A 25,340-nucleotide genomic window follows, 5' to 3' on the forward strand; every position below is an offset into this window, starting at 1 on the left:
AGCCATGAGGAGAACCGCATGAGCACTCATGAATATCAGCTGATCGCCACGTCGAAAAGCCCCGAAGAGCTGGTCCAGCACGACCGCGTCGATGTCTCGCTGTACAACGATCCGGCACTGTTCGAAGCCGAGCTGGAAAAGATTTTCTACCGCACCTGGGTGTGGGTTGCCCACGAAAGTGAAGTGCGCAACAGCGGCGACTTCAAGACCGCCATGGTCGGCCGTCGCCCGGTGATCGTCGTGCGCGACAAGAAAAACACCATCAACGTGCTGGAAAACCGTTGCCGCCACCGTGGCGCCACGGTGTGCGAGAAGCACAAGGGTAACGCCACCGGTTTCACCTGCCCGTACCACAGCTGGTCCTATGGACTGGACGGCAAGCTGCGTGCGCTGCCATACCCGGATGGCTACGAAGGCATCCTGGAAAAATCCGAACTGCCGCTGACCAGCCTGCGCGTGGAAAGCTACGCCGGCATGATCTTCGCCAGCTACAACGACGAAATCGAACCGCTGGAAGACTTCCTCGGCGGTGCCAAGCACTGGATGGACCTGTTCATGAAACAGGGCGCCGGCTACCCGATCAAGACCCAGGGCGAACACAAGTTCAGCTTCAAGGGCAACTGGAAGATCCAGCTGGAAAACACCACTGACGGTTATCACTTCCCGATCGTGCACAAGTCGTTCATGTCGTCGGTGGATGAAGAAACCTCGGAAATGCTCTCGTTCATGACCGACGAGCAAGCCGTGACCCACTCGCTGGGCAACGGTCACAGCGTGATGGTGATGGTGCCGGAGCACGTCGATCTTGATCACGACGACGGTACCGAGCAGTTGCAGGAGCGTTTCGCCCACGTCACCGAAGAACTGTCGAAAACCATGCCGGCCGATCAGGTGCGCCGCATCGTGCGTTCGCTGCACGGCGCCGGGTTCAACCTGAACCTGTTCCCCAACGTCGCCATGTCGATGTCGTTCTTCCGTGTACTGCGTCCGGTGTCGGTCACCGAAACCGAGATCCGTCACGTTGCCCTCGGCATGGACGGCGGCCCGGAAATCGCCAACCGCGAGCGCATGCGCATTCACGAACACTTCCAGGGCCCGTTCGGCTTCGGCAGCCCTGACGATGCCGAGGCCTGGGACCGCGTGCAGCGCGGCTCGTACGCCGGCGTCGATGCACCGATCCTGGTCAACCGCGGCCTGAACCGCGAAATCACCGCTGAAAACGGCGACAAAGTCAGCCACGCCACCGACGAAGGCGGCATGCGCGGCGCCTACGACATGTGGAAAAGGATGATGAGCCAATGAGCAATCAAGACACCCTGAACGGTTTTTCCGGCCCGTTGGCCCAAGCCATCGAATTCATCTGGCGCGAAGCCGAACTGCTCGATCACAAGAACTACGCCGAGTGGGCGACCTTGTGGAGCGAGAGCGGCAAGTACATCGTGCCGATCGACCCGGACACCGAAGACTTCGAGGCAACCCTCAACTACGCCTACGACGACGCGCGCATGCGTGCCCTGCGCATCGAACGCCTGACCGCTGGCTACTCGCCGTCGGCGGTGGATGCGGCGAAAACCATTCGCACCGTGTCGCGTTTCCGCCTGGTGGAAGCGGCGGGCGATATCGTCGAAGTCAACTCGGCGCAATTGCTCTACGCCTACAAGCGTGGCGTGCACACGCCGTTCGTGGCCGACCTCAACCACCGCATCCGCTTCACCGATGGCGTGCCGTCGCTGGAACGCAAAGTGGTGCGTCTGATCAACTCCACCGACAGCCTGAGCGCGCTCGGCTTCCTGCTGTGAGGACTTCATCATGAGTCGAGTTGCCCTGGTGACAGGTGCTTCCCGCGGACTGGGCGAGTGCATCGCCCGCCGTCTGCACGCGGCGGGTTATCGCGTCGCGCTGGCCGATCTGCGTGTCGAGGGCGTGCAGGCACTGGCGGCCGAGCTGGATGGCAGCGGTACTACCGCGCTGGCCATCGAGCTGGATGTACGCAGCAAGGCCGACTTCCAGCGGGCCCGCGATCTGCTCGCCGAGCAGTGGGGCGGCACCGACATTCTGGTAAACAACGCTGGGGTGTCGAAAGTGGCCGCGTTGATGGACATCACCCCGGAAGAGTTCGACGAGTCGATGGCGATCAACCTGCGTGGCACTTTTGTGGCCTGCCAGGTGTTCGGCGCGCACTTCGCCGAGCGTGGCTTCGGACGCATCGTCAACATCGCGTCCCTGGCCGGGCAGAACGGCGGCACGGCGACCGGCGCGCACTATGCGGCGGCCAAGGGCGGCGTGGCGACCCTGACCAAGGTCTTCGCCCGTGAGCTTTCAGCGCAAGGCGTGACGGTCAACAGCATCTCGCCAGGACCGCTGGACTTGCCGATCGTGCGTGAATCGGTGGCGCCTGAGCGCCTGGAGCAGATCCTCAAGATGATCCCGGCCGGCACCCTCGGTGATCCGACGTTCATCGCCGACAGCGTCTTGCTGCTGATTGCCGACAACGCGATCTCCGTAACCGGCGCGTGCCTGGACGTCAATGGCGGCTTGTTCATGCGCTGAGATGCGCCGCGACAAGAACAACTGTGGTGAATGGTTTCAACTGTGGCGAGGGAGCTTGCTCCCGTTGGGCTGCGAAGCAGCCCCTTTTTTTTGCGATTGCTGCGCAATCGAGCGGGAGCAAGCTCCCTCGCCACAAGGACAGAGTTGGCCCCAAGACTTAACCGAAACAACAGAATTCAGGTGATGCAATGATGAAGGTGAAGATCGAAAGGATCGTCGACGAAGCGCTGGATATCCGTTCCTTTCGCCTCGTGCGCAGTGACGGCCAGCCGCTCGACACCTATGAGCCGGGTGCCCACGTCGACCTGACCGGGCCGACCGGTGTGACCCGCCAGTATTCGCTGTGCAGCCCGCCGCAGGATCGTCGCGCCTATCTGGTCGCGGTGAAAAAAGAAGCGCAATCGCGGGGCGGTTCGCTGGCGCTGCACGAGCACGTCGAAGAGGGCATGGAGCTGGAAATGGGCGCGCCGCGCAACCTGTTCCGTCTCGATGAAGCGGCCTGTGAACACGTGCTGTTCGCCGCTGGTATCGGGGTCACGCCGTTGCTGAGCATGGCTTATCGCCTGGCGGAAAGCGGCCAACCGTACCGACTGCATTACTTCGCCCGTTCGGCGCAGTACGCGGCGTTTACCGAACTGTTGGCCACCGAGTTTGCCGACAACGTCGAATTCCACTACGGCGTCGAGCCGGCTGACCTGGACGCAGCGTTGAGCGCCTGCCTGGATCGCGCCAACCCGGCCGCCCACGTCTATACCTGCGGCCCGGCACCGTTCATGAACAAGGTGGTGGAAGTCGCCTCGCGCAGTCGCCCGGACGAATCCATCCACCTGGAACACTTCGCCGCCGACCCGGCTGCCAACAGCGCACCGACCGGCACCTTCGAAGTGGAACTGGCCAGTTCCGGCGTGGTGTTGCAAGTGCCGGCCGACACCAGCCTGGTCGACGTCTTGCAGGCCTACGGCTGCGACATCGACACCGAATGCCGCGAAGGCATCTGTGGCACCTGTATTGTCGAGGTGCTGGACGGCGTTCCGGAACACCGTGACAACTGCCTTTCCAACAAGGAAAAGGCCTCGAACAAGCAGATCTGTGCCTGTGTTTCCCGGGCGCTGTCCGCTCGTCTGGTATTGGATATATAAGACCAAGGAAGGCTGGAAAGCCCACGCCGGAGCCTGTTAAATCGGCGCCCGGCGGCCATCGAGGGAGGCGATGGTCACAGCAACAACCGTGTTGGCGAACCGCTCGATGAAGCGGTCGAAAATAACAACAAAAACGTGAGGCTCTGCGGACATGATTACAGCATCGACGGTGCGCAATGAGGCGTTCGAAAGTTGGTTGAGCCAGGTGAACCAGGCTTGCGGGCGTTTCGATGCCCGGGCGCTGGACACTGACTTCTATGGTGAACTGGCGGAGTTTCGCAGCGGCGCGATCAACCTGAGTGTGGTCGACATGGCGCATGTGCATCTGTATCGCACCAGCAAGGACGTCAGCACCAGCAGCGACGGCCACTATTACGCGGTGTTCCAGATGCGTGGCAGTTCGCAACTGGAGCAGGGCGACAACCGCGCTCAGTTGGGTTGTGGCGACATCGCCCTGATCGACGCCAGCCGTCCCAGCGATATGATCTACCACGAAGATTGCCGGCAGTTGTCGTTGATCCTGCCGCGCCAGGTGGTCGAGCGCGGCTCGCACTTCAACGCGGTCAATTGCGCCACGCGCATCTCGGCCAGCAGCCCGCTGGCTTCACTGGCCAACAAGCTGGTGCTCGATACCCGCCAGCAGGAAGGTCTGGACATGCAGGAGAGCGAGGCCGTGCTCGATGCCCTGGCCAGCCTGTTACTGCCCGGCATCAGTGCCCGCGACAGCAGTGCCGACCCGCACGAGCGGCAGTTCCGCAAGATCATCGCCTTCATCGATGCTCACCTCAGCGACGAAGAATTGTGCCCCGAGCTGATTGCCCGGGAAGTGGGGATTTCCGTGCGCGGGCTGTACCGCATGTTCTCCAAGCGTGGCCTGGTGGTGGCGCAGTACATCAAGCACCGCCGTCTGGATTTCTGCGCAGAAAACCTGCGCCGCGCCGATGTCGAGCTGAAGCTCTCGGCCTTGTGTTATGCGTGGGGGTTCTCGGATTCCAGCTACTTCTCGTCGGCGTTCAAATCACGCTTCGGTGTCTCGCCGGGGGCTTATCGCAAGCGCTATAGCTGCTGATATCGAGGGTGGCAGGGCTGGCCCCATCGCGAGCAAGCTCGCTCCCACGGTAGGTCTCCGTTGGCCACAAATCATGTGTATGACGGTGATCTTCTGTGGGAGCGAGCTTGTCTCCGGGCGGCGTTCCGACGATGGCGGCCGAACGGCCGCCACACCCTCTCAATGCCGAACCGGCTCATCCACCGGCAAATGCAGCACTTCGCGCACCAGCATGGCGATGCTGGTCACGCCCATCTTTTCCTTGATCTTGGTGCGGTGCACGTCAACGGTCTTGACGCTGATGTCCAGCTCCCGGGCAATGACCTTGCTGGCCTTGCCATCGATCACCAGCATCAACACCTCACGCTCACGGGCGGTCAACAGCGCCAGTTTGCTTTGCATCTGCTGGCGCTGCGCCTGATCGGCCTGGGCGTGCACGGCGGTCTTCAGGGCGGCCTGGATACGGTCGATCATCTGTTGCGGGTTGTAGGGTTTTTCGACGAAGTCCAGCGCGCCATTCTTCATCGCCGTGACCGACATCGGAATGTCGCCATGGGCCGAGACGAAGATGGTCGGCAGGCTGCTGCCGCGCTGATTGAGGATTTCCTGCAACTGGAAGCCGCTGGTTTCCGGCATGCGCACGTCGAGCACCAGGCAGGCGGGCTGCTTGGGGTCGTACTGGCTGAGAAATTCTTCGGCGCCGGCAAAACACTGCGCCTGGACACTGACCGACTCCAGCAACCACGCCAGCGAGGTGCGCAGGTCCTTGTCGTCGTCAACGATGTAAACAATCGGTTTGCGGGTTTCCATCGGGGCTGCCACGAAATCTTCTAATTATTGTTTTCGCACGCGAACGCGCGGCACACATCGGCTGATCTTTTTCGAGCCAGTGTGCAGAATACCCACAGTCGGCGGCCCTTGCGATAAAGAAACCACCTAGTCGACTAGCGGAAACCCAACCCTGTCATGGTGATCGTCAGAATGGTTGCGCGCAGGCTGCCGCCTTAGTCTTGTTCCATCACCTACGGGCCGCCCACGTCGCGGCCCTCCAGACGGAAGGGGCAAAGACATGGCCGACCTGAGCCAGCAGCAAATCGACTTTCGCAACGCCATGGCGCAACTGCCGGCTGCGGTGAACATCATCACCACCAACGGCCCGGGCGGCCGTTGCGGCATCACCGCCAGCGCCGTGTGCTCGGTCACCGACTCGCCACCGACCGTGCTGGTCTGCGTCAACCGCAACAGCGCCACCCACGATGTGTTCCGCACCAACGGTCACCTGTGCATCAACGTGTTGTGCGGTGAGCAGGAAGAGCTGGCCCGCCATTTTGCCGGCATGACCAAAGTGCCGATGGCCGAGCGTTTTGCCTGGGACCTGTGGGACGACGGCGCCGCCGACGTGCCGGTGCTGCGCGACGCCCTGGTGCAGCTGGAAGGGCGCATCAGCGAGTGCAAGGAAGTCGGTTCGCACTCGGTGATGTTCGTCGAGCTGACCAAGGTCGGCGTGCGCGAACCCCGTGACAGCCTGGTGTACTTCAACCGCCTGTTCCATCGCCTGGAACACGCCGGCGCACATTGCTGAGGAGCTCCGCCAGGTTTCACAGCAGCGTTGGCGTGCGGTAAAACCTGGTTTCTTTCGTGGCTGACGGCGCGCTGCGAGGTCAGTGCCCGACCAGTTCATCCAGCAATTGCTCTTTGTAGCCCTGCAGCACGCTAGAGGCGCGATCCCGCGGATGGGGCAAGTCGACCTTGATTTCGTGTTTGATGCGGCCCGGGTGTGCGTCCATGACAATGACCCGGTCACCGAGGTAAAGCGCTTCTTCGATATCGTGGGTGACCATGATCACCGTGCAGCGCTGTTGCACCCAGATGCGTTGCAACTCGTGTTGCAGGCGCACCCGGGTCAACGCATCGAGGGCGCCGAGGGGTTCGTCGAGCAACAACACTTTCGGCTTGTTGATCAAGGCACGGGCAATGGCCGCGCGTTGTGCCATGCCGCCGGAGAGTTGGTGCGGGTAGGCATTCTCGAAGCCTTCGAGGTTGACCAGGGCAATGTGTTCGGCCACCAGGCGGTCTTTTTCCGCCTGGGACAGTGGATGGTTTTTCAGCGCCAGGGCAATGTTCTGGCTCAGGGTCATCCATGGAAACAGCCGATGATCCTGAAACACGATGCCGCGTTCCAGGCTGGTGGCGACGATCCGTTTGTTGTCGAGAACAATGTCGCCTTCATAGTCGGCTTCCAGCCCGACGATCAGGCGCAGCAGGGTGGATTTGCCGCAACCACTGGCGCCGACGATGCTGACGAACTCACCTGGGCGCACGTCGAGGTTGATGTCTTGCAGCACCGGCAACGGCTGGCCTTCGATCCGGTAAGCCTTGCTCAGGCCACGAATCTGCAGGGCACCGGAGTGCAATGGGGTACTGTGGGGCAGGGCATGTTGGGCGATAGCGTTCATGGAAGGGCCTTTCAACGAATGTTGCGCCAGCGCAGCAAATGGCGGCTCAGAAGGGTGAATAGCAGGGTCATCAGGTAGCCGCACAGGCCGATGCACAACACGCTGAGGACAATGACCTCCATGCGTGAGCCGGCTTCGGCGTTCATCATCAGGTTGCCCAGGCCGGCACCGGAGGACAGGAACAGTTCGCTGCCCACCGCCGTGACCCAGGCAAACGCCAGGGCGTGCAACACGCCAGTGGCCATGCTGGGCAGGGCCGCCGGCAGCAGCACGTGACGCAAGCGTTGCCAGGGCGTCAGTACCAGCACCTGGCCGACTTCGCGATAGCGCACTTCGACATGGCTGAAACCCTGATAGGTGTTGAGCACCATCGGGTAGAAAGCCGCGAGACTGACGATCAGCACTTTGGAAAACTCGCCATTGCCGAACCACATGGCAATCAGCGGAATCCAGCCGAGCATCGGCACTTGCCGCACCGAATGAAACAACGGGCCGATCAACCGATTGGCGGTGTTTGACAGCGCCATCGAGGCGCCCAACAGCACGCCGAAGAAGATGCCCAGCGCGAGGCCGGTGCTGGTGCGGACGAGGCTGGCGAGCAGGTTCACCAGCAGCTCGCCGTTCGCCAGCATTTCGATCAGCGCCGCGCCGATGGTCGACAGCGGCACAAAGGCGTAGGCCCCGGCGGCGTCCTGGCGCGAGAGGTATTCCCAGGCGCCGATCAGCAGCAGTGGCAGCAACAGGCCACGGGATTTGGCAATGAGTCCAGGCATTGAAACGCTCCTAACGGGTCTGCCAGCGGAACAGGCGTTGTTCCAGCTGACGAAAGCTGAAGTCCAGGGCGAAACCGATGACGCCTGTGACCACGATCCCCACCATCACCACGTCTATGCGCAGCATTTGCCGGCTCATTTCGATCATCTGGCCCAGGCCGCTGTCAGCGGCCAGTAGCTCGGTGGCCACCAGCACCACCCAGGCGCGGGTCAGGCTGATACGAAAGCCGGTGATGATCGGCGGCGTGGCGGCGGGCAGGGCGATCTCGCGAACGAAGGTCGGCCAACGCAGGCGATACACATCGGCCACTTCGAAGTAACTGCGCGGGATAGCCTTGACACCCTCGCTGGCCGCCAGCGCGACCGGGAAGAAAGCGGTCTTGGCAACAATGATGATCTTGAAGGTTTCATCGATGCCGAACAGCAGCACGAACATCGGGATCAGCGCGATGCTGGGGATCTGGCGCAGGGTGTGGAACAGCGGCGCGCAGTAGATCTCGACGTTTTTCGACAAGGCCATGAGCACACCGAACAACAATCCGCACAGGGAGCCGATGCCGAAACCCAGCCCGAGCCGGGACAGACTGTTGAGCAGGTGTTCGAGCAGTTCGCCGCTGGCGGACAGCTGCCCGAAGGTCTGCCACACCTGCACCGGCGGGACCAACAGGTTGCGTGGAAAAATGCCCGCCTCGGCCACCGCCGCCCACAGCAACAGCAGGGCAACGGGGGAGATGAGCCAGGTCAGGGACGACAACAGACGATGGATGCGCATGGCAGGCCTTGTTTCGGCGAAGTACAGGAGGGTTATCGCAAGAGCTGTGCCAGCTCTGAACATTGGCGCTGTGGGTGATGACTCGGCGCTGGTCGGCCAGCGCCTGCAGGCCGCAGACGACCTGTGGGAGCTGGCTTGCCAGCGATGACGTCAGCAATCGCAGTACCTATTGATGCTTTATCAGCAGCCGTTGCTGCTCCAGCAACACTCCGGCAGCAGCCCCCTCAGAACTCGTCACTGAAACTGGAGCAGTGCCTGCCGGCGATGGCGTCCTTGAGCGTGACGCAAGGCTCACAGGCCCCATCGCCGGCAAGCCGGCTTCTGCGGTGGTCGGGTGGGTGACGGGGCGCGGGTATCAGAAGCGGCTGGTCACGCTCAGGCCGACGGTGCGCGGGTCGCCATAGGTGATGACGTACTGACCCAGGGTGCCATTCGGCCGGCCATGGACCTGATAACGCCGGTCAGTGACGTTGTTGACGAAGCCGGTGAGGCTGAGCTTTTCATCCGCGCTGAACCAGGTCAGACGGGTATTGGCCAGGGTGTAGTGTGGCTGGCTGAGGGTCTTGTCGGCACTGCTCTGGCGGTCGGCAAGGAAGTACTCCTTGTCGCGGAAACTCACGTCGCCACCGGCCACCAGCTTGCCGCCGATCTCCAGCGGGAAGGTGTAGTCACCGCCCAGCGACACCACGTTGCGCGGTGAACGCACGAAACTGTTGCCGCTGTAATCGCCAGTGACGGCGCCGGTGTTCGGGTTGGTGTTCTTGAAGTCGGTGTACTCGGTATCGAGGAACGACACCGCTGCGCGCAGGTGCAGGTAATCGGTCGCTTGCGCTTCCAGCTCCAGCTCCGCGCCCTTGACCTTGCCTTGGGCGCCGTTGGTCAATGCCGTGGTCAACACGCCGTTGTTGACCGTCAGCAGGTTCACCTGAATGTCCGAATAGTCGTAGTAGAAGACGTTGGCGTTGGCGGTCAGGCGATGATCGAACCACTCGGATTTCAGGCCCAGTTCGTAGGCATCCAGCTGTTCCGGATCGACCGTGGTCAACTGCGCGAGACTGGTGGACAAACCGGTGTTGAAACCGCCGGAGCGGAAGCCGTGGGCGTAACGGAAGAACACCCGCACGTTGTCGTTGATCCGGTACTCCGGCGTCAGGTCATAGGTCCAGGCTTCCCAGGTCTTGTCCTCCTGCCGATTGCCGTTGGTACCCACCCCAGGCAGCGGCACCAGCGGGCCATTGGCGGTGTTGCGGGTCAGTTGCGTCAGGTCGAGGTCGATGTCTTTCTTTTCCTGGGTCCAGCGCAGGCCGCCGGTCACGGTGAAATCATCGGTGAAGTCATAGGTGAGGTTCCCGAACAGCGCGTAGCTGTCGGTCTTGTGTTCGTAGTCCAGGTCGCGGAAGTCGGTGACGCCGCCAATCTGGTTGGAGCCGGTGCCGTTCGGCGTCGGGCCGGGTGTGACGATGCGCTGGGCCGAGCTGTCGAGATTTTCGTGGAAGTAATGCGCGCCCACCAGCCAGCGCAGGGTTTCCTGCTGGGGCGAGGCCAGGCGCAATTCCTGGGAATATTGCGCGTACTTGTTGTCGGCAATCGCCGCACCGTTGACCTCGTAAGGGGTGTAGTCGGCGTCGCTGGTGGACTGGCCGCGAATGTAGTCATAGGCGGTGATCGAGGTCAGGGTGTAGTCGCCCAGGTGCCAGTTGAGGGTCAGCGAGGTGCCGTCATGATCGAGCTTGGAGTCTTCATTGACGTTGATCGCGATGTCGCGCCCGCTGGGCCTTTCATACCCCACGTTGTAGTAACGCCCGACCGTGAGCGAGCCGTTGCTGCCATCGCCCTTGTATTCACGACTGTGGATTTTCAGCAAGGCCTCCAGGTCATCGTTGACCCGGGCGAGGAACTGCAAGCGCACGGCTTTCTTGTTGACGTCACCGTAGGTGTCGTCGTCCACCAGGTTCTTCTGGAAACCATCGCGCTCCTCGGAATACAGCGCGATACGGGCCGCGAGTTTTTCATCGACCAGCGCGCCACCGATAGCACCGCTGACAATGCGTTCGTTCTTGGTACCGAAGCCGAGGGTGCCGTAGCCGTCGGTGTCGAAGGTCGGTTTTTTCGAGATGACGTTCACCGCCCCCGCGGTGGTGTTCTTGCCGTACAGCGTACCTTGCGGCCCACGGAGGATTTCGATGCGCTCCAGGTCGAACAGCGGGCCGCCCCCGGCAATCGGTGCGTTCAGGTACACGTCATCGGCGTAGATCCCCACCGGATAGACCGTTGCAGCACCGGTATCACCGGTCCCCAGACCGCGGATGTACCAGCGCGGGCGACCATCGCCATCCGGGTTTTTCGCCGAAGCGTTAGGCACGAAGGTGGTGATGTCGCCCATGTTGCGCACGCCGTCTGCCACCAGGCTGGTGCCTTGGACGGCGGAAACGGCCACCGGAATCTCCTGCAGCGTTTCTTCCTTGTGCTGGGCCGTGACGGTGACGGTCTTGAGTGCCGGCTCGGTCGCGGTTTTATTGGACTCGGCATCCGCCGATTCTGCCGCCAGCACTGCCTCACTGACAGCGCCCCCGGCGAGCAGCAAGGTCAGCCAGATACTTTTGGTGATTGGATTAAGTTTATGCATGTAAGTCTCCCCCGATAAAGTTTCTATGAAGGGGTAGAGCAGAGATCGTGCCAAGTGTTTTTATGGGAGGATTAGTATTGTCAAGATATTGATAAATAACGTTTCTATTGATTGTGTGAGTTTGGTTTTGTTTGTTTTTATATGGGCTGATTAGTTGGCTGTTTATGGGCTGGCAAGTGTGTGTCAGTCATTCAGCAGAAGTTGCTTGGCGGGTGCTGCTGGAGCAGCAGGAGGCGGGCGGGGACGTGTTGGTCAGGCAGCAGTTCAGTGATCACCCCGTATTACTGTGGGAGCGAGCTTGCTGGCGAAGGCGGCGGCACATCCAGCATATGGGGCGCTTGACACGCCGCTATCGTCGGATCGCCGCGCGGAGCAAGCTCGCTCCCACAGGCTTGCAGGAACCGGCTTGCCCCGAAAATCTCAAACGGCCAATCGCGAAGTCGAACCGATAACCCTTTCCAGCACGCTGAAATCAATCCAGTCGCGCACATCGAAACGCCGTGGAATGAATGCCCAGCGATGGAGGAAATCGGTGAAGTCCTGCAAGGCTTCGATCGAGCGCGCATCCAGCGTGGTGCGCAATCGCCGATGGGCATCTTCACCGTAGGCCGCCGCCACCCAGTACTCGCTGGTGTTCAGTTCGCGGGCGAGAAAACGCCGGGTGTCTTGCGGATTGGCCCATGCCCACTGCTCGGTGCGCAGTACGGTATCGACAATCTTCACGCTGGCATCAAAGTGTTCGTGGAGCAAATGGGTATCGACGGTGAGCGTGCGTGGCGTGCCGTTGTTCGAGCGAATCAACGGATCAGGGTGCGAGCCGGTATCGACCACCACCTGCAAGCCGAACTCGTGGGCCAGGTGCACGGCGTGCGCACCTTTCAGGAAAATCGCATCAATGTCACCGCGCAGCAGGCCGATCAGTTCGTTGTTGCGCCGGCTGACGCGGGTGACGCCGAGGCTGACTTCCGAACCATGGACATGCTGCTTCTGTTCGTCGCTGTAGGTCCCGCCGTAGGGGTAGTCCACCAACTCGACGTCGGACACTTGCAGGCCTTCGAGTTTCAGGGCGTTTTCCAGCCCGCGCAGGGCTTGGGCGCGGGTAAAGTCAATCTGCACATTGGCCCACTTGGGCACGCCGAACCTGCGATTTTTCAGGTCGCGAATCCCTTTGATGCCACTTTCTTCCGTGGTCAGGATCAGCTGTACTTCATCACTCCAGGACAGGCCCAGCACCCGGGTTTGCACGCCGCTGGCGTAAGCCCAGATGGCCGGGATATTGCCGCCGTGGCGCACCGAGTTTTGCAGGTGATGGTCGTAGTGGGCTTCGCGCACTTCGCGTTCGCTGGATTCGCGCAAGGATTGAATGTTGGTGCCGAACGGCAGAAAGGCTTCGGCCAGGCGTCCGGATTGCACGGCGATGCCCAGCCCCGTGGGCACGGGGCTGTGGGTGTACCAAAGCGTATCGAGTGGTTTGCTCATAAAGGCCTTCAGTTCGAGTCCGTGAAACCTGGCGGGTCAGCCCGCCAGCGCCGTGTGGGTGTTGAGCAGCGCGTCCAGTGGTCGCGGGTCGATCCAGTCGCGCACGTCGAAGGTGTTGGGGATGAAGCGCCAGCGATGGAGGAAATGCGTGAAGTCCTGCAGGGCTGCGATCGCCTGTTCATCCAGTTCGGTGCGCAGGCGCAGGTGGGCGTCGTTGCCATAGGCGGCGCTGACCCAGTATTCGCTGCTGTTGGTCTCGCGGGCGAGGTAGCGGCGCGTCTCCTCGGGATGGGTATGCGCCCACTGCTCGGCGCGGCGCACGGCGTCGAGGATGCCGGTGGCGACATCGAAGTGCTTGTCCAGCAGGTTGAGGTCCACCGCCAGTGTGCGCGGTGTGCCGTTGTTGCTGCGAATCAGTGGTTCGGGGTGCGCGCCGGTGTCGATGACCGTGTGCAGGCCAAACTCATGGGCGAGGCGGGCCGCACTGGCGCCCTTGAGGAAGATCGCATCGACTTCGCCGCGCAACAGACCGACCAGTTCAAGATTGCGCCCCTCCACCTGTTGCACACTGACCGGTGTGCCGTTCACGGTGCTGACCGGGGCATCACTGAAGGTCCCGCTGTAGTGGAAGTTGATGACCTGCACATCACCCACTTGCAAGCCTTCCAGCAGAAGGGCGTTCTCCAGGCCGCGCAGGGCCTGGGCGCGGGTGAAGTCGATCTGCGCGCCGGACCAGTCGGGCAAGCCGAATCGGCGTCCCTTGAGGTCTTTCACGGTCTTGATGCCGCTGTCGGGGCGGGTCAGGATCAGCTGCACTTCATCGGCCCAGGACAGGCCGATGACCCGTGTTTCCCGGCCTTGGGCCCGGGCCCAGATCGCCGGAATGTTGCCTCCGTGGCGGACCGAGTTGCGCAGGGTGTGATCGAAGTGCGATTCCCGCACGGCCTTGTCAGTGGATTCGCGCAATGACTGCACCTGGGTGCCGAGTACGCTCAAAGTGTCTTGCAGCCAGCCCTGTTGAACGGCAATACCCAGGCCTGTAGGGACCGGGCAGCGGGTGTACCAGAGGGTGTCGAGAGGTTGCGTCATCAGTGATTCTCCCGCAGCGCTCAGGCGCTGGCCTTGAGTTGAGTGGCGGTTTCCACGGCTGGCCGCTGGTGCACCAGTGGCAGGACTTCCTGGCCAATGCGCAGGGCTTCTTCCAGGTGCGGGTTGCCAGCGAGGATGAAGGTCGAGAAGCCGGCGTCGCGGTATTCCACCAGGCGCTCGGCGATGTTCTGGTGGCTGCCCACCAGCCCTACGGTGGGCCCCGGTTTGGCTTTGGCGAAACCGGCCCAGAGATTGGGACCGATGATCAGGTCATCGAAGCGGTCGATGTTCTGGTGGTAGGCGGTCTGGCGGGCGCCACCGACCGAGTCGGAACCACTGGTGAAACCCTTGGCGAGCGCGCTGCTCTGACCTTCCAGCTTGTCGAACTGGCGACGCAGGTCCTTCCATGCCAACTCTTCGGTTTCCCGGGCGAACAGGTCGACCCGGAGGCCGAAGCGCACCGTGCGGCCCTGTTTATCGGCCAGTTCGCGCACGCGGTCGATATGCGGCTTGAGCTTGTCGATGGGCTCGGCCCAGTTCAGGTAAACGTCGGCATGTTTGGCGGCGACGTCCAGGGCAGCGTCGGAAAAACCGGAAAAGTACACCCCGGGCTTGCGTTCGTTCTGCAGGCCGTGGGGCAGGGCGCCGTTTTCCAGTTGGTAGACATCGCCCTCATAGGAGAAGCGTTCGTTCTGCCAGAGGCCCTGGATGATGTCGAGAAACTCGCCGGTGCGCTTGTAGCGCAGGTCATGTTCGAGGAAGTCGCCGTTGGCCCGCTGGCTGGCGGGATTGCCGCCGGTGATGATGTTCCACTCCAGCCGTCCGCGGCTGAGGTTCTGCAGGATCGCCGCCTGTTGGGCGGCGTAGGCGGGCAGGGTCCAGGTGGCCTGGAAGGCGATCAGGAACTTGATGCGCCGGGTTTCCCGGGCGAGGGCAGCCGCAGCGATCCACGGCTCGGGACCGGTAGGCAGCAAGGCGCCTTCGAAACCGGCCAGCTCGGCGGCCTTGGCCACCTGGGCGATGTAGTCGATGTAGGTGAAGTCGTCCGGCTCGCCGTTGGGCAGGCGACCGGGAGCGATGTTGCCGGGGCGATAGTGCGGGTTGCCACGGTTGTGTTTGTCGGTGGTCAGTTGCGGACCGTCGGTGCCCAGTGGCAGGCGCCAGAAAAATTCAGTGCTCATGGGGTGCTCCTGATTCAAGTGCGAGGACGTCTTGCCAGGAGGTTTGCAACGGACATGCCATGGTTGGCTTGGCCGACGCTGGCCAGTGGAGCCGGGCGTTTGGTGAGGGTGTTGCGGTTTTTTCAAGTGAAGGGTGCTGCTGTGGCAGCAGCCTGTCAGCAATGGTTGCGCGGGGTGCAGCAGGGCGGTTTTTGCGTCCTGCAGATCGCCATCGCGAGCAAGCTCGCTGCCACCGGGTCAATGGTCGGAGCTTGCTGGCGATGGCGGTGTTGATTATGCCGCTTCGGCACTGCGTAGATAGGCCTGGTACAGCGCCGCGTAAGCGCCACCCTGATCGATCAACTGACGATGCGGCCCTTGCTCGACCAGTCGTCCATGGCGAATGACCGCAATGCGATCAGCGTCGCGGATGGTCGCCAGGCGGTGGGCGATGATGATCGCGGTACGCCCCTCGCACAGGCGTCGAAACGCTTGCTGGATGCGCCGCTCGGTGTGAATGTCTACCGCCGAAGTCGCTTCGTCGAGCACCAGTACCGCCGGGTCCGCGAGGTAGGCGCGCACCAGGCACACCAGTTGCCGCTGGCCATGACTCAGGTGCGCGCCCAACGGCCCGACTTCGGTCTGATACTGATGGGGCAGACGCTCCAGCACTTCGTCGGCCCCCAACTCACGGGCGGCGGCAATCAACTGATCATCGTCGGCGTGGGGCGCTGCCAGTCGCAGGTTGTCGAGAATGCTGCCGCTGAACAGCACGTTGTCCTGCAGCACCACGCCGACATTGCGCCGCAGATCCTGCTGGCTGAGCTCGCGGATGTCGATGCCGTCGAGTTTCACCACCCCCGATTGCACGTCGTAGAAACGCGTCAGCAGTTGCACCAGGGTGCTCTTGCCATGGCCGGAGGGGCCGACAATCGCCACCACCTCACCAGCGCGAATATGCAGGTCGAGATCGTCGATCACAGGCGTTGGGCTATCGGTGTTGTAGGCAAAGCGCACGTGCTCGAAACTGACCTCGCCCCGGGCCTTGTCGACGCTGATCGGCCGGTCGCTGCCGGTGATCTGCGGCTGGGTGTCGAGCAGCAGGAAGATCCGTTGCGCCGAGGCCGAGCCGGTAGCGTAGCGCTCGAACAGGTCGGAGAGTTCCTGCAATGGACCGAGGAACAGGAACACGTAGAACAGGCTTTCGGCGACCTGGCCAACGCTGATGTCCGACTGCGCCAGCCCATAACCGCCGACTAGCAACAGCACCGCCATGGCCACGGAACTGAGCAGGGCGGTGAACGGCGCAAACCAGCTCGAACGCAAGCTGCCACGAATCAGCGCCTGGTTGAAATCCTCCAGCAGCCCGCGATAACGCCGCAGGTTGGGCGCCTGTTGCGCGCACTGTTGCAGCATGCGCACGCCGCTGACACTTTCCACCAGGTGTGCGGTAAAGCGGCTGCGGTGTTCGGCGACCTTGGCCCAGTTGCGTTGGGAAATGCGCTTGAAGCTCCAGGTGGCCAGCACCAGCAAGGGCACGGTGGCCGCGAGGCTGAGGAAGAATCGCGGCTCGATCCGCCACAACATCACCGACGCCAGCCCGCAGCGCAGCAAGGCACCGAGCAGTTCGGGCGGGCCCTGGATGACCAAGGGTTCCAGCGCATCGACATCCCGGTCGACACGGGAAATGATCCGCCCGGCCTTGGTCCGGTCAAAGTAGCTGACACTCAGGCGCTGCACATGGGCGAACACCTGCACCCGCAGATTGTTCAGCACGCGGATCGCGGCACTGCCAGCGACGAACTGCGACACCCCGGCCAGCAGGAAACGCCCACCCCAGCTCAGCGCCAACCCGAGGCCCAGCCACAGCACCAGGTGCTCGTCCAGCAGCCAGTGATCGTCCTGTCGAATCAGGCCGCGGTCGAGCAACTCGCGGACGAACCAGGGCCTGAGGAACACGGTGAACACCAGCAACAGCTCCAGACCGATCACCGCCAGAATCTGCTGGCGAATCGGTTTCAGCAACGGCAGCAGGCGGCTGAACATGCTGCGGTCCAGCGCCTTTTTCGCCAGCAGTTCTTCAATTTCGATATCGCTCAGGGCTTTGCTGGCGATTGGGTTAGCCATGGTCGATCCCCAGCAGGTCGCGGTAGTCAGGCGAAGTTTTCAGCAGATCGGCGTGGGTGCCGTCGGCGGCGATGCGGCCGTCCTTGAGCATCAACACCCGGTCTGCCAGGAGAATGGTCGAGAGCTTGCTGGAGATCACCAGCACGGTGGTGGCCCGGCCCTGATCCCGGCGCAACTGGCGGATGTTGTTCAGCACCTGGCGTTCGCTGATCGCATCCAGCGCACTGGTGGCGTCATCCAGGCACAGGATGTCGGGCTCGGTGAGTAACGCCCGGGCCAGGCTCAGGCGCTGGCGCTGGCCACCCGAGAGCGTCACGCCGCGATCCCCCAAGGGCGTTGCCAGACCTTGGGGCAAGCGCTGCAGCACATCGCTGGCGGCGGCCAGATGCAAGCCGTGGTGCAATTGCTGTTCGCTGGCGCCTGCTGCGCCAAAGCGCAGGTTGGCGGCCAGGGTGTCGGAAAACAGCAAGCTTTCCTGAGGCACCACGTGCACCCGCCGGCGCAGTTCATCCAGCTGCAACTGACGAATGTCCTGCCAGCCACCGCTGTCGGAACCGATCAGCAGGCGCCCGGCACTGATTTCGCTCAGGCGTGGCAACAGACTGGCGAGCAGGCTTTTGCCGGTTCCCGTCGCACCCACCAGCGCGACGATTTCACCGGGGTGCAAGGCCAGCGAACAGTCCTCCAGAATCGCCTTGCCACCGTCCGCTGCGCTGACGCTGACGTGCTCCAGTTTCAACCCCAGCGGCGTGTCGGGAAGCGTGATGTTGCCGCTGCGAATGGCGGCAGGTTCATCGAGCAGCTGCCAGATGCGCTCGGCGCTGGAGCGTGCATCGGCGAAGGTTTGCATGACGCGGCCGATGCCTTCGATGCGAAATACCAGGGTGGTGGCGATCAGCAGCGAGGTCACCAGCTCGCCGATGCGCAAGCGGTCGGTGGCGACCAGATGGGCGCCATAGCCCAGAATCCACACGTGGCCCAAGGCGACGACGGCCTGGGGCAAGGGTATTCGCGAACTGGAGTAGGCCAGGGCCTGTCGGGCGTGCTCGGCGAACACCGCGACCTGCGTGGCGAAGCCTTGGATGCGGCTGTGTTCCAGACCAAACGACTTGATCACCCGTACGCCGCCGATGCCTTCGCTGAGGTCCTGGTTGACCCGGTCATAGGCTTGGCCGACGGCCCGGTCGAGGTGCACCAGGCGCTCGGTCTGGCGCACGAAAATCCACAGGCCGAACACCGTCAGCAACAAGGGCACCAGTCCCAGCATCGGGTTGTACCAGGTCAGCAGTCCGACGGTGGCCAGCACCACCAGCGGTGTTTCCACCACCTGACGCCAGAAGCTGATCAGCGCATCGCGCACCTTGTCGGCATCGCGTGTGGTGCGGGTGATCATTTCGCCCATGCCGTGTTGCCAGTGATAACCCAGGTGCAGGTGTTGCACCTGGTGCAGGATGCGTTCACGCAGGCGGGTCAGGAGTGCCTGGCTGAGGATCAGCGACAACACGCTGGCGGCGTATTGCAGCACGCCACGGCCCAGCGCAACGGCGAGCATCAGCCACAGCCAGTACCAGCCAAGGCTGGCATCCAGACTGCCATCGGCCTGGCGAATCACCGCGCGACCGGCGCTGACGTCGTTCACCGCGTGGCCAATCAGCCATTGCTGCCAGACCAGCCCGAGGTTGACGGCGATGAACAGCGCTGCGACCAGGGCGAAGCGCCAGGGCATCTCCCGGTAGATCGCCAGGCTGCGCAGGAGGGGGTGTTTTTCAATCATGTAGAGGCTCTGGTTTGAAGGGCAAGTGGCGGAGAATCATTGCGCCGGACGGGTCGCACCCTGTGTTTCCTTGGCATTGAGAATCGCCGTGTATTCACCCGGGTCCACGCCGTTGAGGTAGTAGTTGCCGACGTGGTGCAGGCGCCAGCGGATCGGGTCGTGGGTGGTGTGGACGCGGGCGTTGCGCCAAAAGCGGTCGAGGTTCCATTTACTCAAAGAGGAACTGGCGCCCAGTAGCGAGAAGATGTCGCTGGAGATTTTCAGTGAAGCGGCGTCCGAGTGCGCGCGGGCAGTGGCCACCGAGAGAATCAGTTCGTCCTGCAGGGCTTTGTTGTCCGGGTCCAGTTCGTGTTGGTCGAACACCCGCGCTGCGTCGCGCAACAAGGACTGCGCGCCACGCAAGGCCACGGCGTATTCACCGATCTGCTTGATGATGTGCGGCTCCTGGCTGGCCTGCTCGACGGTGCTTTCCACCCATGGCCTGGCGTTGTGATTGAGGTAGTCCACGGCGGCCGACAGCGCGCCCTCGGCAATGCCGGTGTCGATGGCGGCATGGAGGATCTGCGGGAAGGTCAGGCCGGTGCGTTTCATCGGGCCCTTGCGCGGGGAAACGAAGCCTTCGTCGAGTTCGATGTTGTCGAAAATCACCGTGCCGCTGACCGAGTTTTTCTGGCCGAAGGCTTCCCAGTCGTCGACCAGTGTCAGGCCCTTGGTGTTGCGATTGAGCAGCACCCCGGCACCGCCGTCATCGCTGGCGGCAGTCAGGGAAATCCACTCGGCCAGGTAGGCACCGGTGGAGTAGAACTTGCTGCCATTGAGGATCAGCTTGCCGTCGGCGCGTCGTTCAACACGGGTCTTGAGGGCGAATTTGTTCTTGCCGCCGACTTCGGCCAGGGCGTTGCCGAAACGCTTGCCGGCCAGCACATCGCGGATCAGCCGGTCGCGGATCTCGTCGGCGTATCCGCTGAAAATCCCCCGCAGCATGACGTTGTGGATTTGCAGCAACTGCCCGACGCCGCCGTCGGCAACCGAGATCAGGCGTACGGTTTCAACGATGGTTTGCACCGACGCGCCAAGCCCGCCAAAGGCCTTGGGCACACCGATGGCGGTCAGGCCACTTTCCGACAACAGCTGTGCCTGACGCCAGGGCAACTGGCCGTTCTGACGGGTATCGGCAGCGATTTCGGCAATCTCCCGGGCGATATCCCGGGCCACGGCGATGGCCTGGTCTTCGCTCTGCAGCAAGCGGATGGGCGCCTGTTCCTGGACCCGTTGCCCGGCGGGTTGTTGTTCGACCTTGCTCATTGTTCGACCTCTACTCATTGATTCCGATGTGGATAGGGAAAGCGCGCGATACGCGTCCTTCCGCTGTTGAGAGGGCCTTGAGCAAGTTCTGCGCCAAGGGCTTGCGCGGCTCATTGGCGCTGCGTTTGGCGTAAGGGAGAGCAGGCGAGTGCTGCTGGAGCAGCAGAGTGCAGAGGGCGACTGCTTGAGCAGCAGCAGTCGTCGCGCAACCCTGCTGTCAGGTCAGCATTCTGCGACCGCGTACGTCTCTGAAGTTGCAGGAAAGCCTGGGGAATCGGGGCTTTGCGCGCTTGGCACGTACGCTGCAATGGCTCTGGCAACCCGATTGACGTGCCCAACGAGATGGAGCCTCCCATGACGCTTGCTGCCAAACAGACCCGACCTGAATCACTGAATCAACTGGAGCAGATCTGGTTCACCCGTTGCCCGGTGCCAACCGCTTCCGGCATCGCCTACAAACTCGGTTGGCTCAGCGATGAGTTCGCCGCTGACGGCCTGCCGGTGTCGACCTTGCAAGAGGCCCGTCAACTCGGCCACCACCATTACGATCACGACCTGCCAGGGCTGTTTCGCGAGGGCGGCAACGTCCCGGCGCTGGCGGCCCGGGCGGGCGGTGCGCCAAGCCGGTTGATCGGCCTGACCTGGATCGAAGAATGGCAGACCATCCTGGTTCGCCCGGACTCCGGCATCCAGCGTCCGCAGGATCTGCGAGGCAAGCGCCTGGCGTTGCCGGCCTGGGCCGACAGCCGTGCCGGCAGCATCGCTCGCGCCATGAGCCTGCACGGCTACAAAGGCGCATTGCAGTTGGCCGGGCTGGGCTTCGATGATGTCGAGCTGGTGGAAGTGGCGTTGCAGAACCAGGAGCAGGCCGCCACCCCGCAGGAAGGCTTGCAACGGCTGTGGTCAGGCCTTGATTACCTGGTGCGCGGCGAGGTCGATGCCGTGTATGTCAAAGGCGCATCGGCCGCCGACGCCGCGCGTCGCCTGAGTCTGGTGGTGGGCATCGATCTGGACCTGATCGCTGAACCGCGCTACCGCATCAACAACGGCACGCCGCGGCCGATCACCGTGCACCAAAGCCTGCTGGACAACCATTTCAATCTGGTGGTGCGCTTTCTCGCGCAGACCCTCAGCGCTGCGGATTGGGCCGCCAACAATCGCGAGGGCCTGAACGCCATTCTCGAGGAAGAAACCCGCGCCGGCAGCGCCGGAGTCGCCGAGGCCTATCGCGGCGATTTCCACACCACGCTGGCGCCGGACCTGTCTGCACAGCGTCTTGAGTTTCTCGGTATCCAGAAGGATTTCCTTTACCTGCACGGCTTCCTCGAACGCGATTTTGCCATCGCCGACTGGGTCGACCCGCGCCCGTTGCAAGCTGCCCATGAACTGATGGCCAAGCGCCGCGCCTGAACCTGGAGAATTGCCATGACCGTACTCGTCAATGAAAAACCCGTCACCCTCGAACTGAAAACCTTCGTCGACAAGGTGCTGGCCGAAGCCGAAGAAGCCTTCAGCGTATTCCGTGAAACCAACACCATTACCGCAAACGGCACCGTGGGCTTCATCGAGCGTGTACCGGGGCAGGAGCTGCTGGTGTCGGTCAGCTACGGCGGGCCTTGGAACTACCGCAAGCCGCTGCAGGCAACCGTCACCGACTTCCAAAGCAATGTGATTGTCGGCAAGGGCAAGGGTGGATTAGGTCGCTACACCAAACTGTTCCAACAGCATGCCGACATCACCACAGTGTCCCATGTGCATTCGCCGTATCTCGGCGCCTGGGCCCAGACCCATCGCACGCTACCGTTCCACTACGTGCCGGTGCAGCGTTATCAGCTCGCGCGCGAGCTGCCGGTGTACATCGACCGACGTCAGCCGGAAGTGGAGTTCATCCTCGACAGGATCGCCGAGAACCCCTTCAACCTGGCGATTCTGGAAGCCAACGGCGGCTCCACCGTGTGGGGCAAGCAGGGCTTGCGCGCCACCGCGGAGTTCATTTTGTTGCTGGAGGAGGGGGCGCAACTGCAATTGCTTGCCGATGCCCTGGGCGGCTCGCGACCCTACGGTCCGGGCGTGCTGACCCAGCAATGGAAGATGAGCGGCTTGTTCGAAAAAGCCACCGAGCTGGGCCTGGTGCCCGCCATCGACCGTCGCACCTGACACCAGTCAGCACCCTGTGGGAGCCGGTTTGCCGACTCCCACGGGCTCAAGTGCTCAGCCCATTTCAAGGGCTGACGTGGAAGGGATTGCGCGGATCATGGTTCCAGTCCAGGAATGGCTTGCCGGTTTCCACCGGTACCATCTCGATGCAGTCCTGTACCGGACAAGTGATCTGGCACAGATTGCAGCCCACACATTCCTCATCGATCACTTCGTATGTGTGCGTACCGTCCGCCTGTCGCAGGCTGGCGATCGCCTGGTGTGAAGTGTCTTCGCAGGCGATGTGGCAGCGCCCACAGCCAATGCACGCCTCCTGGTCGATTTTGGCGATCACCTGATAGTTGATGTCCAGGTACTTCCAGTCGGTGGTGTTGGCCACTGCGCGCCCGGAAAACTCGGAAATGTTGGCGTAGCCTTGACTGTCCATCCAGCGCGACAGGCCATCTTTCATTTCTTCGACAATGCGGAAACCATGGAGCATTGCCGCGGTGCATACCTGCACCGAGCCGCAGCCCAGGGCGATGAACTCCGCCGCGTCGCGCCAGTTGCCGATACCTCCGATGCCGCTGATGGGCAGTGCTGCGGTCTGTGGGTCGCGGGCGATTTCGGCGACCATGTTCAGGGCGATCGGCTTGACCGCCGAGCCGCAGTAACCGCCATGGGTGCTTTTACTGCCGACCACTGGATTGGCGACCATGCGCTCCAGATCGACACTGGTGATCGAGTTGATGGTGTTGATCAGCGACACCGCGTCGGCGCCGCCACGGTGAGCGGCGCGGGCGGCGACGCGGATATCGGTAATGTTTGGCGTGAGTTTGACGATCACCGGCAACGAGCAATAGGTCTTGCACCAGCGGGTGACCTGTTCGACATACTCCGGCACCTGGCCGACCGCTGCGCCCATGCCGCGTTCCGGCATGCCATGTGGGCAGCCGAAGTTCAACTCGATGCCGTCGGCGCCAGTGGCCTCCACCAGCGGCAGGATGTGTTTCCACGACGCTTCGACACAGGGCACCATCAGCGACACGATCAACGCACGGTCCGGCCAGTTTTTCTTGACTTGGGTGATTTCCCGCAGGTTGATTTCCAGTGAGCGGTCGGTGATCAGTTCGATGTTGTTGAATCCCAACACTTCGCGGTTCGCGCCGAAGTGCGCCGAATAACGCGAGGACACGTTCACCGCCGCCGGGTCTTCACCCAGGGTTTTCCAGACCACGCCACCCCAGCCCGCCTCGAAGGCGCGGACCACGTTGTAGGCCTTGTCGGTCGGTGGCGCGGAGGCCAGCCAGAACGGATTGGGCGCTTTGATGCCGGCGAAGACAATCGACAGATCGGCCATTTACGCAGCCTCCTCGTTGAGTTTCAGTTGCGCGTTGATCGCCTCGGCGGCGCGTTTGCCGTGCTGAACCGCTTGCACCGTGAGGTCCTGGTCGAGGCTGGTGCAGTCGCCACCGGCATACACGCCGGGGATGCTGGTGCGCAGGTTGTCATCCACTTCAATACGCTCGCCGGCACGTTTGAGTTCTCTGGCCAGCGGATCGTTGAGGGCGCCGCTGTCGAAGGCCTGGCCGATTGCCTTGAAGATGGCGTCGGCGGCCAGTTCGAAGGTTTCGCCGGTGGGTTGCAGGCGCCCTTCGATCAGCCGGGTTCTCGCGAAACGCATGCCACGCACGCGGCCTTGATCGTCGAGCAGGACTTCCTGCGGTTGCGCCCAGGTCATCAGGCGCACCTGATTGGCCTTGGCGATGTCCTGTTCGTGATGGGTGGCGCCCATGTCTTCGGCACCGCGGCGGTACACCAGATTGACGTCGTGAGCGCCGAGGCGGGCCATTTGTACCGCCATGTCGATCGCGGTATTGCCGGCACCGAGGACGATGCAGTGGTCGGCCAGTGGCAGTTGCGTGAGGTCATCGCTCTGGCGCAGTTCGCGAATGTAGTCGGTGGCGGCGAGCAGGCCGGGCGCATCCTCGTCAGGCAAACCTAGCTGCTTGCTGGCGTTGAGACCGAGGCCGAGGAACACCGCGTCGAACTGCTGGTGCAATTCGCTGAGGGTCAGGTTGTCGCCGAGTTTCTGCCCGTGGCGAATCTCGATGCCGCCGATCTGCAGCAGAAATTCCAGCTCCTTCTGCGCGTAGTCGTCCACCAGTTTGTACTTGGCGATCCCGTATTCGTTGAGACCGCCGGCCTTTTCCCGTGCTTCGAAAATCACCACGTCATGGCCGTGCATGGCACTGCGGTGTGCGCAGGCCAAACCCGCCGGGCCGGCACCGACCACGGCGATGCGTTTGCCGCTGGCGGGGGCGCGCTGGAAGGGGTGTTCAGTGAAGTGCGCGTTATCCACGGCATAGCGTTGCAACAGGCCGATCAGCACCGGCGCGCACTCGTGAGCGTTGTTGCGCACGCACGCCTGCTGGCAGAGGATTTCCGTCGGGCAGACCCGGGCGCAACTGCCGCCGAGGATGTTAGCCGAAAGGATTTTCTGCGCGGCGCCCTGGACGTTTTCCTGGTGGATATTGCGAATGAACGAAGGGATATCAATCTCGCTCGGGCAGGCGTTCACGCAGGGCGCGTCGTAGCAATACAGGCAGCGAGAGGCTTCCAGGTGGGCCTGGCGCTCATTGAGCGGCGGTGCCAGGTCGGTGAAATGAGCGGCGAGGGCGGCTGCATTCTCTACGGGATGGGGGAGGTGGGTCAGGGACTTGATCACGGTTTACGGCCTCACGGTTATTTGAGGTTCTCTGCCTCTGGTGGGCAGTGGTTTTTTTTCTCCCGTGGCGAGGGAGCTTGATGCGGCGAGGAAGCTTGCTCCCGTTGGGCGGCGAAGCCGCCCCCTCCTGACACTACGAGTCAGTTGGTTTTGGGCCCGCTACGCAGGCCAACGGGAG

21 protein-coding genes are annotated in these 25,340 nt (G+C 62.5%); 8 read left to right on the plus strand and 13 right to left on the minus strand.

Translation table 11 applies throughout. The features are described from left to right. The first annotated feature begins 18 nt into the window (after positions 1–18). From EIY72_RS27005 to feaR, 5 genes are all read left to right on the plus strand, one after another. Positions 19–1,302, plus strand: a complete 1,284-nt coding sequence (locus EIY72_RS27005) for an aromatic ring-hydroxylating oxygenase subunit alpha (protein WP_093222348.1) — start codon at positions 19–21, stop codon at positions 1,300–1,302. Then, positions 1,299–1,799 (plus strand): aromatic-ring-hydroxylating dioxygenase subunit beta, encoded by a 501-nt coding sequence (locus EIY72_RS27010; RefSeq protein WP_093222343.1) that lies wholly within the window; start codon positions 1,299–1,301, stop codon positions 1,797–1,799. Before EIY72_RS27005 ends, EIY72_RS27010 begins: the two co-directional genes overlap by 4 nt. 10 nt (positions 1,800–1,809) lie before the next feature. Further along, complete coding sequence (locus EIY72_RS27015) at positions 1,810–2,550, plus strand: SDR family NAD(P)-dependent oxidoreductase (protein ID WP_093222331.1); 741 nt, start codon at positions 1,810–1,812, stop codon at positions 2,548–2,550. A gap of 188 nt (positions 2,551–2,738) precedes the next feature. Then, on the plus strand, positions 2,739–3,689 hold the full coding sequence (locus EIY72_RS27025; protein WP_093222326.1) for a PDR/VanB family oxidoreductase: 951 nt from the start codon (positions 2,739–2,741) through the stop codon (positions 3,687–3,689). Positions 3,690–3,840: 151 nt separating this feature from the next. Then, entirely contained in the window at positions 3,841–4,758 is a 918-nt protein-coding gene (gene feaR / locus EIY72_RS27030; RefSeq protein ID WP_093222322.1) for a transcriptional regulator FeaR, read from the plus strand. Positions 4,759–4,917: 159 nt separating this feature from the next. Here feaR and EIY72_RS27035 read toward each other — a convergent pair whose 3' ends face one another. Then, positions 4,918–5,547: a response regulator transcription factor gene (locus EIY72_RS27035; RefSeq protein ID WP_093222318.1), complete on the minus strand. Its 630-nt coding sequence runs from the start codon at positions 5,545–5,547 to the stop codon at positions 4,918–4,920. A 259-nt stretch (positions 5,548–5,806) separates the two neighbouring features. Here EIY72_RS27035 and hpaC point away from each other — a divergent pair, with 259 nt between their 5' ends. Then, on the plus strand, positions 5,807–6,319 hold the full coding sequence (gene hpaC / locus EIY72_RS27040) for a 4-hydroxyphenylacetate 3-monooxygenase, reductase component (RefSeq protein ID WP_093222313.1): 513 nt from the start codon (positions 5,807–5,809) through the stop codon (positions 6,317–6,319). Between the two features lie 79 nt (positions 6,320–6,398). On the opposite strand, the gene EIY72_RS27045 is transcribed toward hpaC, so the two are convergent. The 10 genes from EIY72_RS27045 to EIY72_RS27090 form a co-directional block, all read right to left on the minus strand. Further along, entirely contained in the window at positions 6,399–7,193 is a 795-nt protein-coding gene (locus EIY72_RS27045; RefSeq protein WP_093222308.1) for an ABC transporter ATP-binding protein, read from the minus strand. A gap of 11 nt (positions 7,194–7,204) precedes the next feature. After that, complete coding sequence (locus EIY72_RS27050; protein ID WP_093222303.1) at positions 7,205–7,966, minus strand: ABC transporter permease; 762 nt, start codon at positions 7,964–7,966, stop codon at positions 7,205–7,207. 10 nt (positions 7,967–7,976) lie between these two features. After that, the gene (locus tag EIY72_RS27055) at positions 7,977–8,738 is read right to left on the minus strand and encodes an ABC transporter permease (protein ID WP_093222299.1); all 762 of its coding nucleotides are present in this window, start codon (positions 8,736–8,738) and stop codon (positions 7,977–7,979) included. 355 nt (positions 8,739–9,093) lie between these two features. Next, a complete protein-coding gene (locus EIY72_RS27060; RefSeq protein WP_093222292.1) occupies positions 9,094–11,364 on the minus strand; it encodes a TonB-dependent receptor in 2,271 nt (756 codons plus the stop codon). A gap of 420 nt (positions 11,365–11,784) precedes the next feature. Then, a complete protein-coding gene (locus EIY72_RS27065; RefSeq protein WP_093222288.1) occupies positions 11,785–12,843 on the minus strand; it encodes an ABC transporter substrate-binding protein in 1,059 nt (352 codons plus the stop codon). A 36-nt stretch (positions 12,844–12,879) separates the two neighbouring features. Next, positions 12,880–13,932, minus strand: coding sequence for an ABC transporter substrate-binding protein (locus EIY72_RS27070; RefSeq protein WP_093222284.1), 1,053 nt, complete (start codon positions 13,930–13,932; stop codon positions 12,880–12,882). Positions 13,933–13,952: 20 nt separating this feature from the next. Continuing rightward, positions 13,953–15,113, minus strand: coding sequence for an LLM class flavin-dependent oxidoreductase (locus tag EIY72_RS27075; protein WP_093222281.1), 1,161 nt, complete (start codon positions 15,111–15,113; stop codon positions 13,953–13,955). Positions 15,114–15,386: 273 nt separating this feature from the next. Continuing rightward, positions 15,387–17,219, minus strand: coding sequence for an ABC transporter ATP-binding protein (locus tag EIY72_RS27080; RefSeq protein WP_093222273.1), 1,833 nt, complete (start codon positions 17,217–17,219; stop codon positions 15,387–15,389). Next, positions 17,212–18,993 carry an ABC transporter ATP-binding protein gene (locus EIY72_RS27085; protein WP_093222271.1) on the minus strand — a complete coding sequence of 594 codons (1,782 nt, stop codon included), beginning with the start codon at positions 18,991–18,993 and terminating at the stop codon, positions 17,212–17,214. The genes EIY72_RS27080 and EIY72_RS27085 overlap by 8 nt, the downstream gene beginning before the upstream one ends. A 36-nt stretch (positions 18,994–19,029) precedes the next feature. Continuing rightward, the gene (locus tag EIY72_RS27090) at positions 19,030–20,298 is read right to left on the minus strand and encodes an acyl-CoA dehydrogenase family protein (protein WP_093222266.1); all 1,269 of its coding nucleotides are present in this window, start codon (positions 20,296–20,298) and stop codon (positions 19,030–19,032) included. Between the two features lie 354 nt (positions 20,299–20,652). Between EIY72_RS27090 and EIY72_RS27095 the strand changes: the two genes are divergently transcribed. Both EIY72_RS27095 and EIY72_RS27100 read left to right on the plus strand, forming a co-directional pair. Further along, on the plus strand, positions 20,653–21,708 hold the full coding sequence (locus tag EIY72_RS27095; RefSeq protein WP_093222261.1) for an ABC transporter substrate-binding protein: 1,056 nt from the start codon (positions 20,653–20,655) through the stop codon (positions 21,706–21,708). Between the two features lie 15 nt (positions 21,709–21,723). Continuing rightward, positions 21,724–22,455 (plus strand): class II aldolase/adducin family protein, encoded by a 732-nt coding sequence (locus tag EIY72_RS27100; protein WP_093222256.1) that lies wholly within the window; start codon positions 21,724–21,726, stop codon positions 22,453–22,455. A gap of 64 nt (positions 22,456–22,519) precedes the next feature. On the opposite strand, the gene preA is transcribed toward EIY72_RS27100, so the two are convergent. Continuing rightward, on the minus strand, positions 22,520–23,794 hold the full coding sequence (preA, locus tag EIY72_RS27105; RefSeq protein WP_093222252.1) for an NAD-dependent dihydropyrimidine dehydrogenase subunit PreA: 1,275 nt from the start codon (positions 23,792–23,794) through the stop codon (positions 22,520–22,522). After that, positions 23,795–25,162 carry an NAD(P)-dependent oxidoreductase gene (locus EIY72_RS27110; RefSeq protein ID WP_093222248.1) on the minus strand — a complete coding sequence of 456 codons (1,368 nt, stop codon included), beginning with the start codon at positions 25,160–25,162 and terminating at the stop codon, positions 23,795–23,797. Between the last annotated feature and the right edge of the window lie 178 nt (positions 25,163–25,340).

It is taken from the genome of Pseudomonas vancouverensis (assembly GCF_004348895.1).
GTDB classification, from domain to species: Bacteria; Pseudomonadota; Gammaproteobacteria; order Pseudomonadales; family Pseudomonadaceae; genus Aquipseudomonas; species Aquipseudomonas vancouverensis.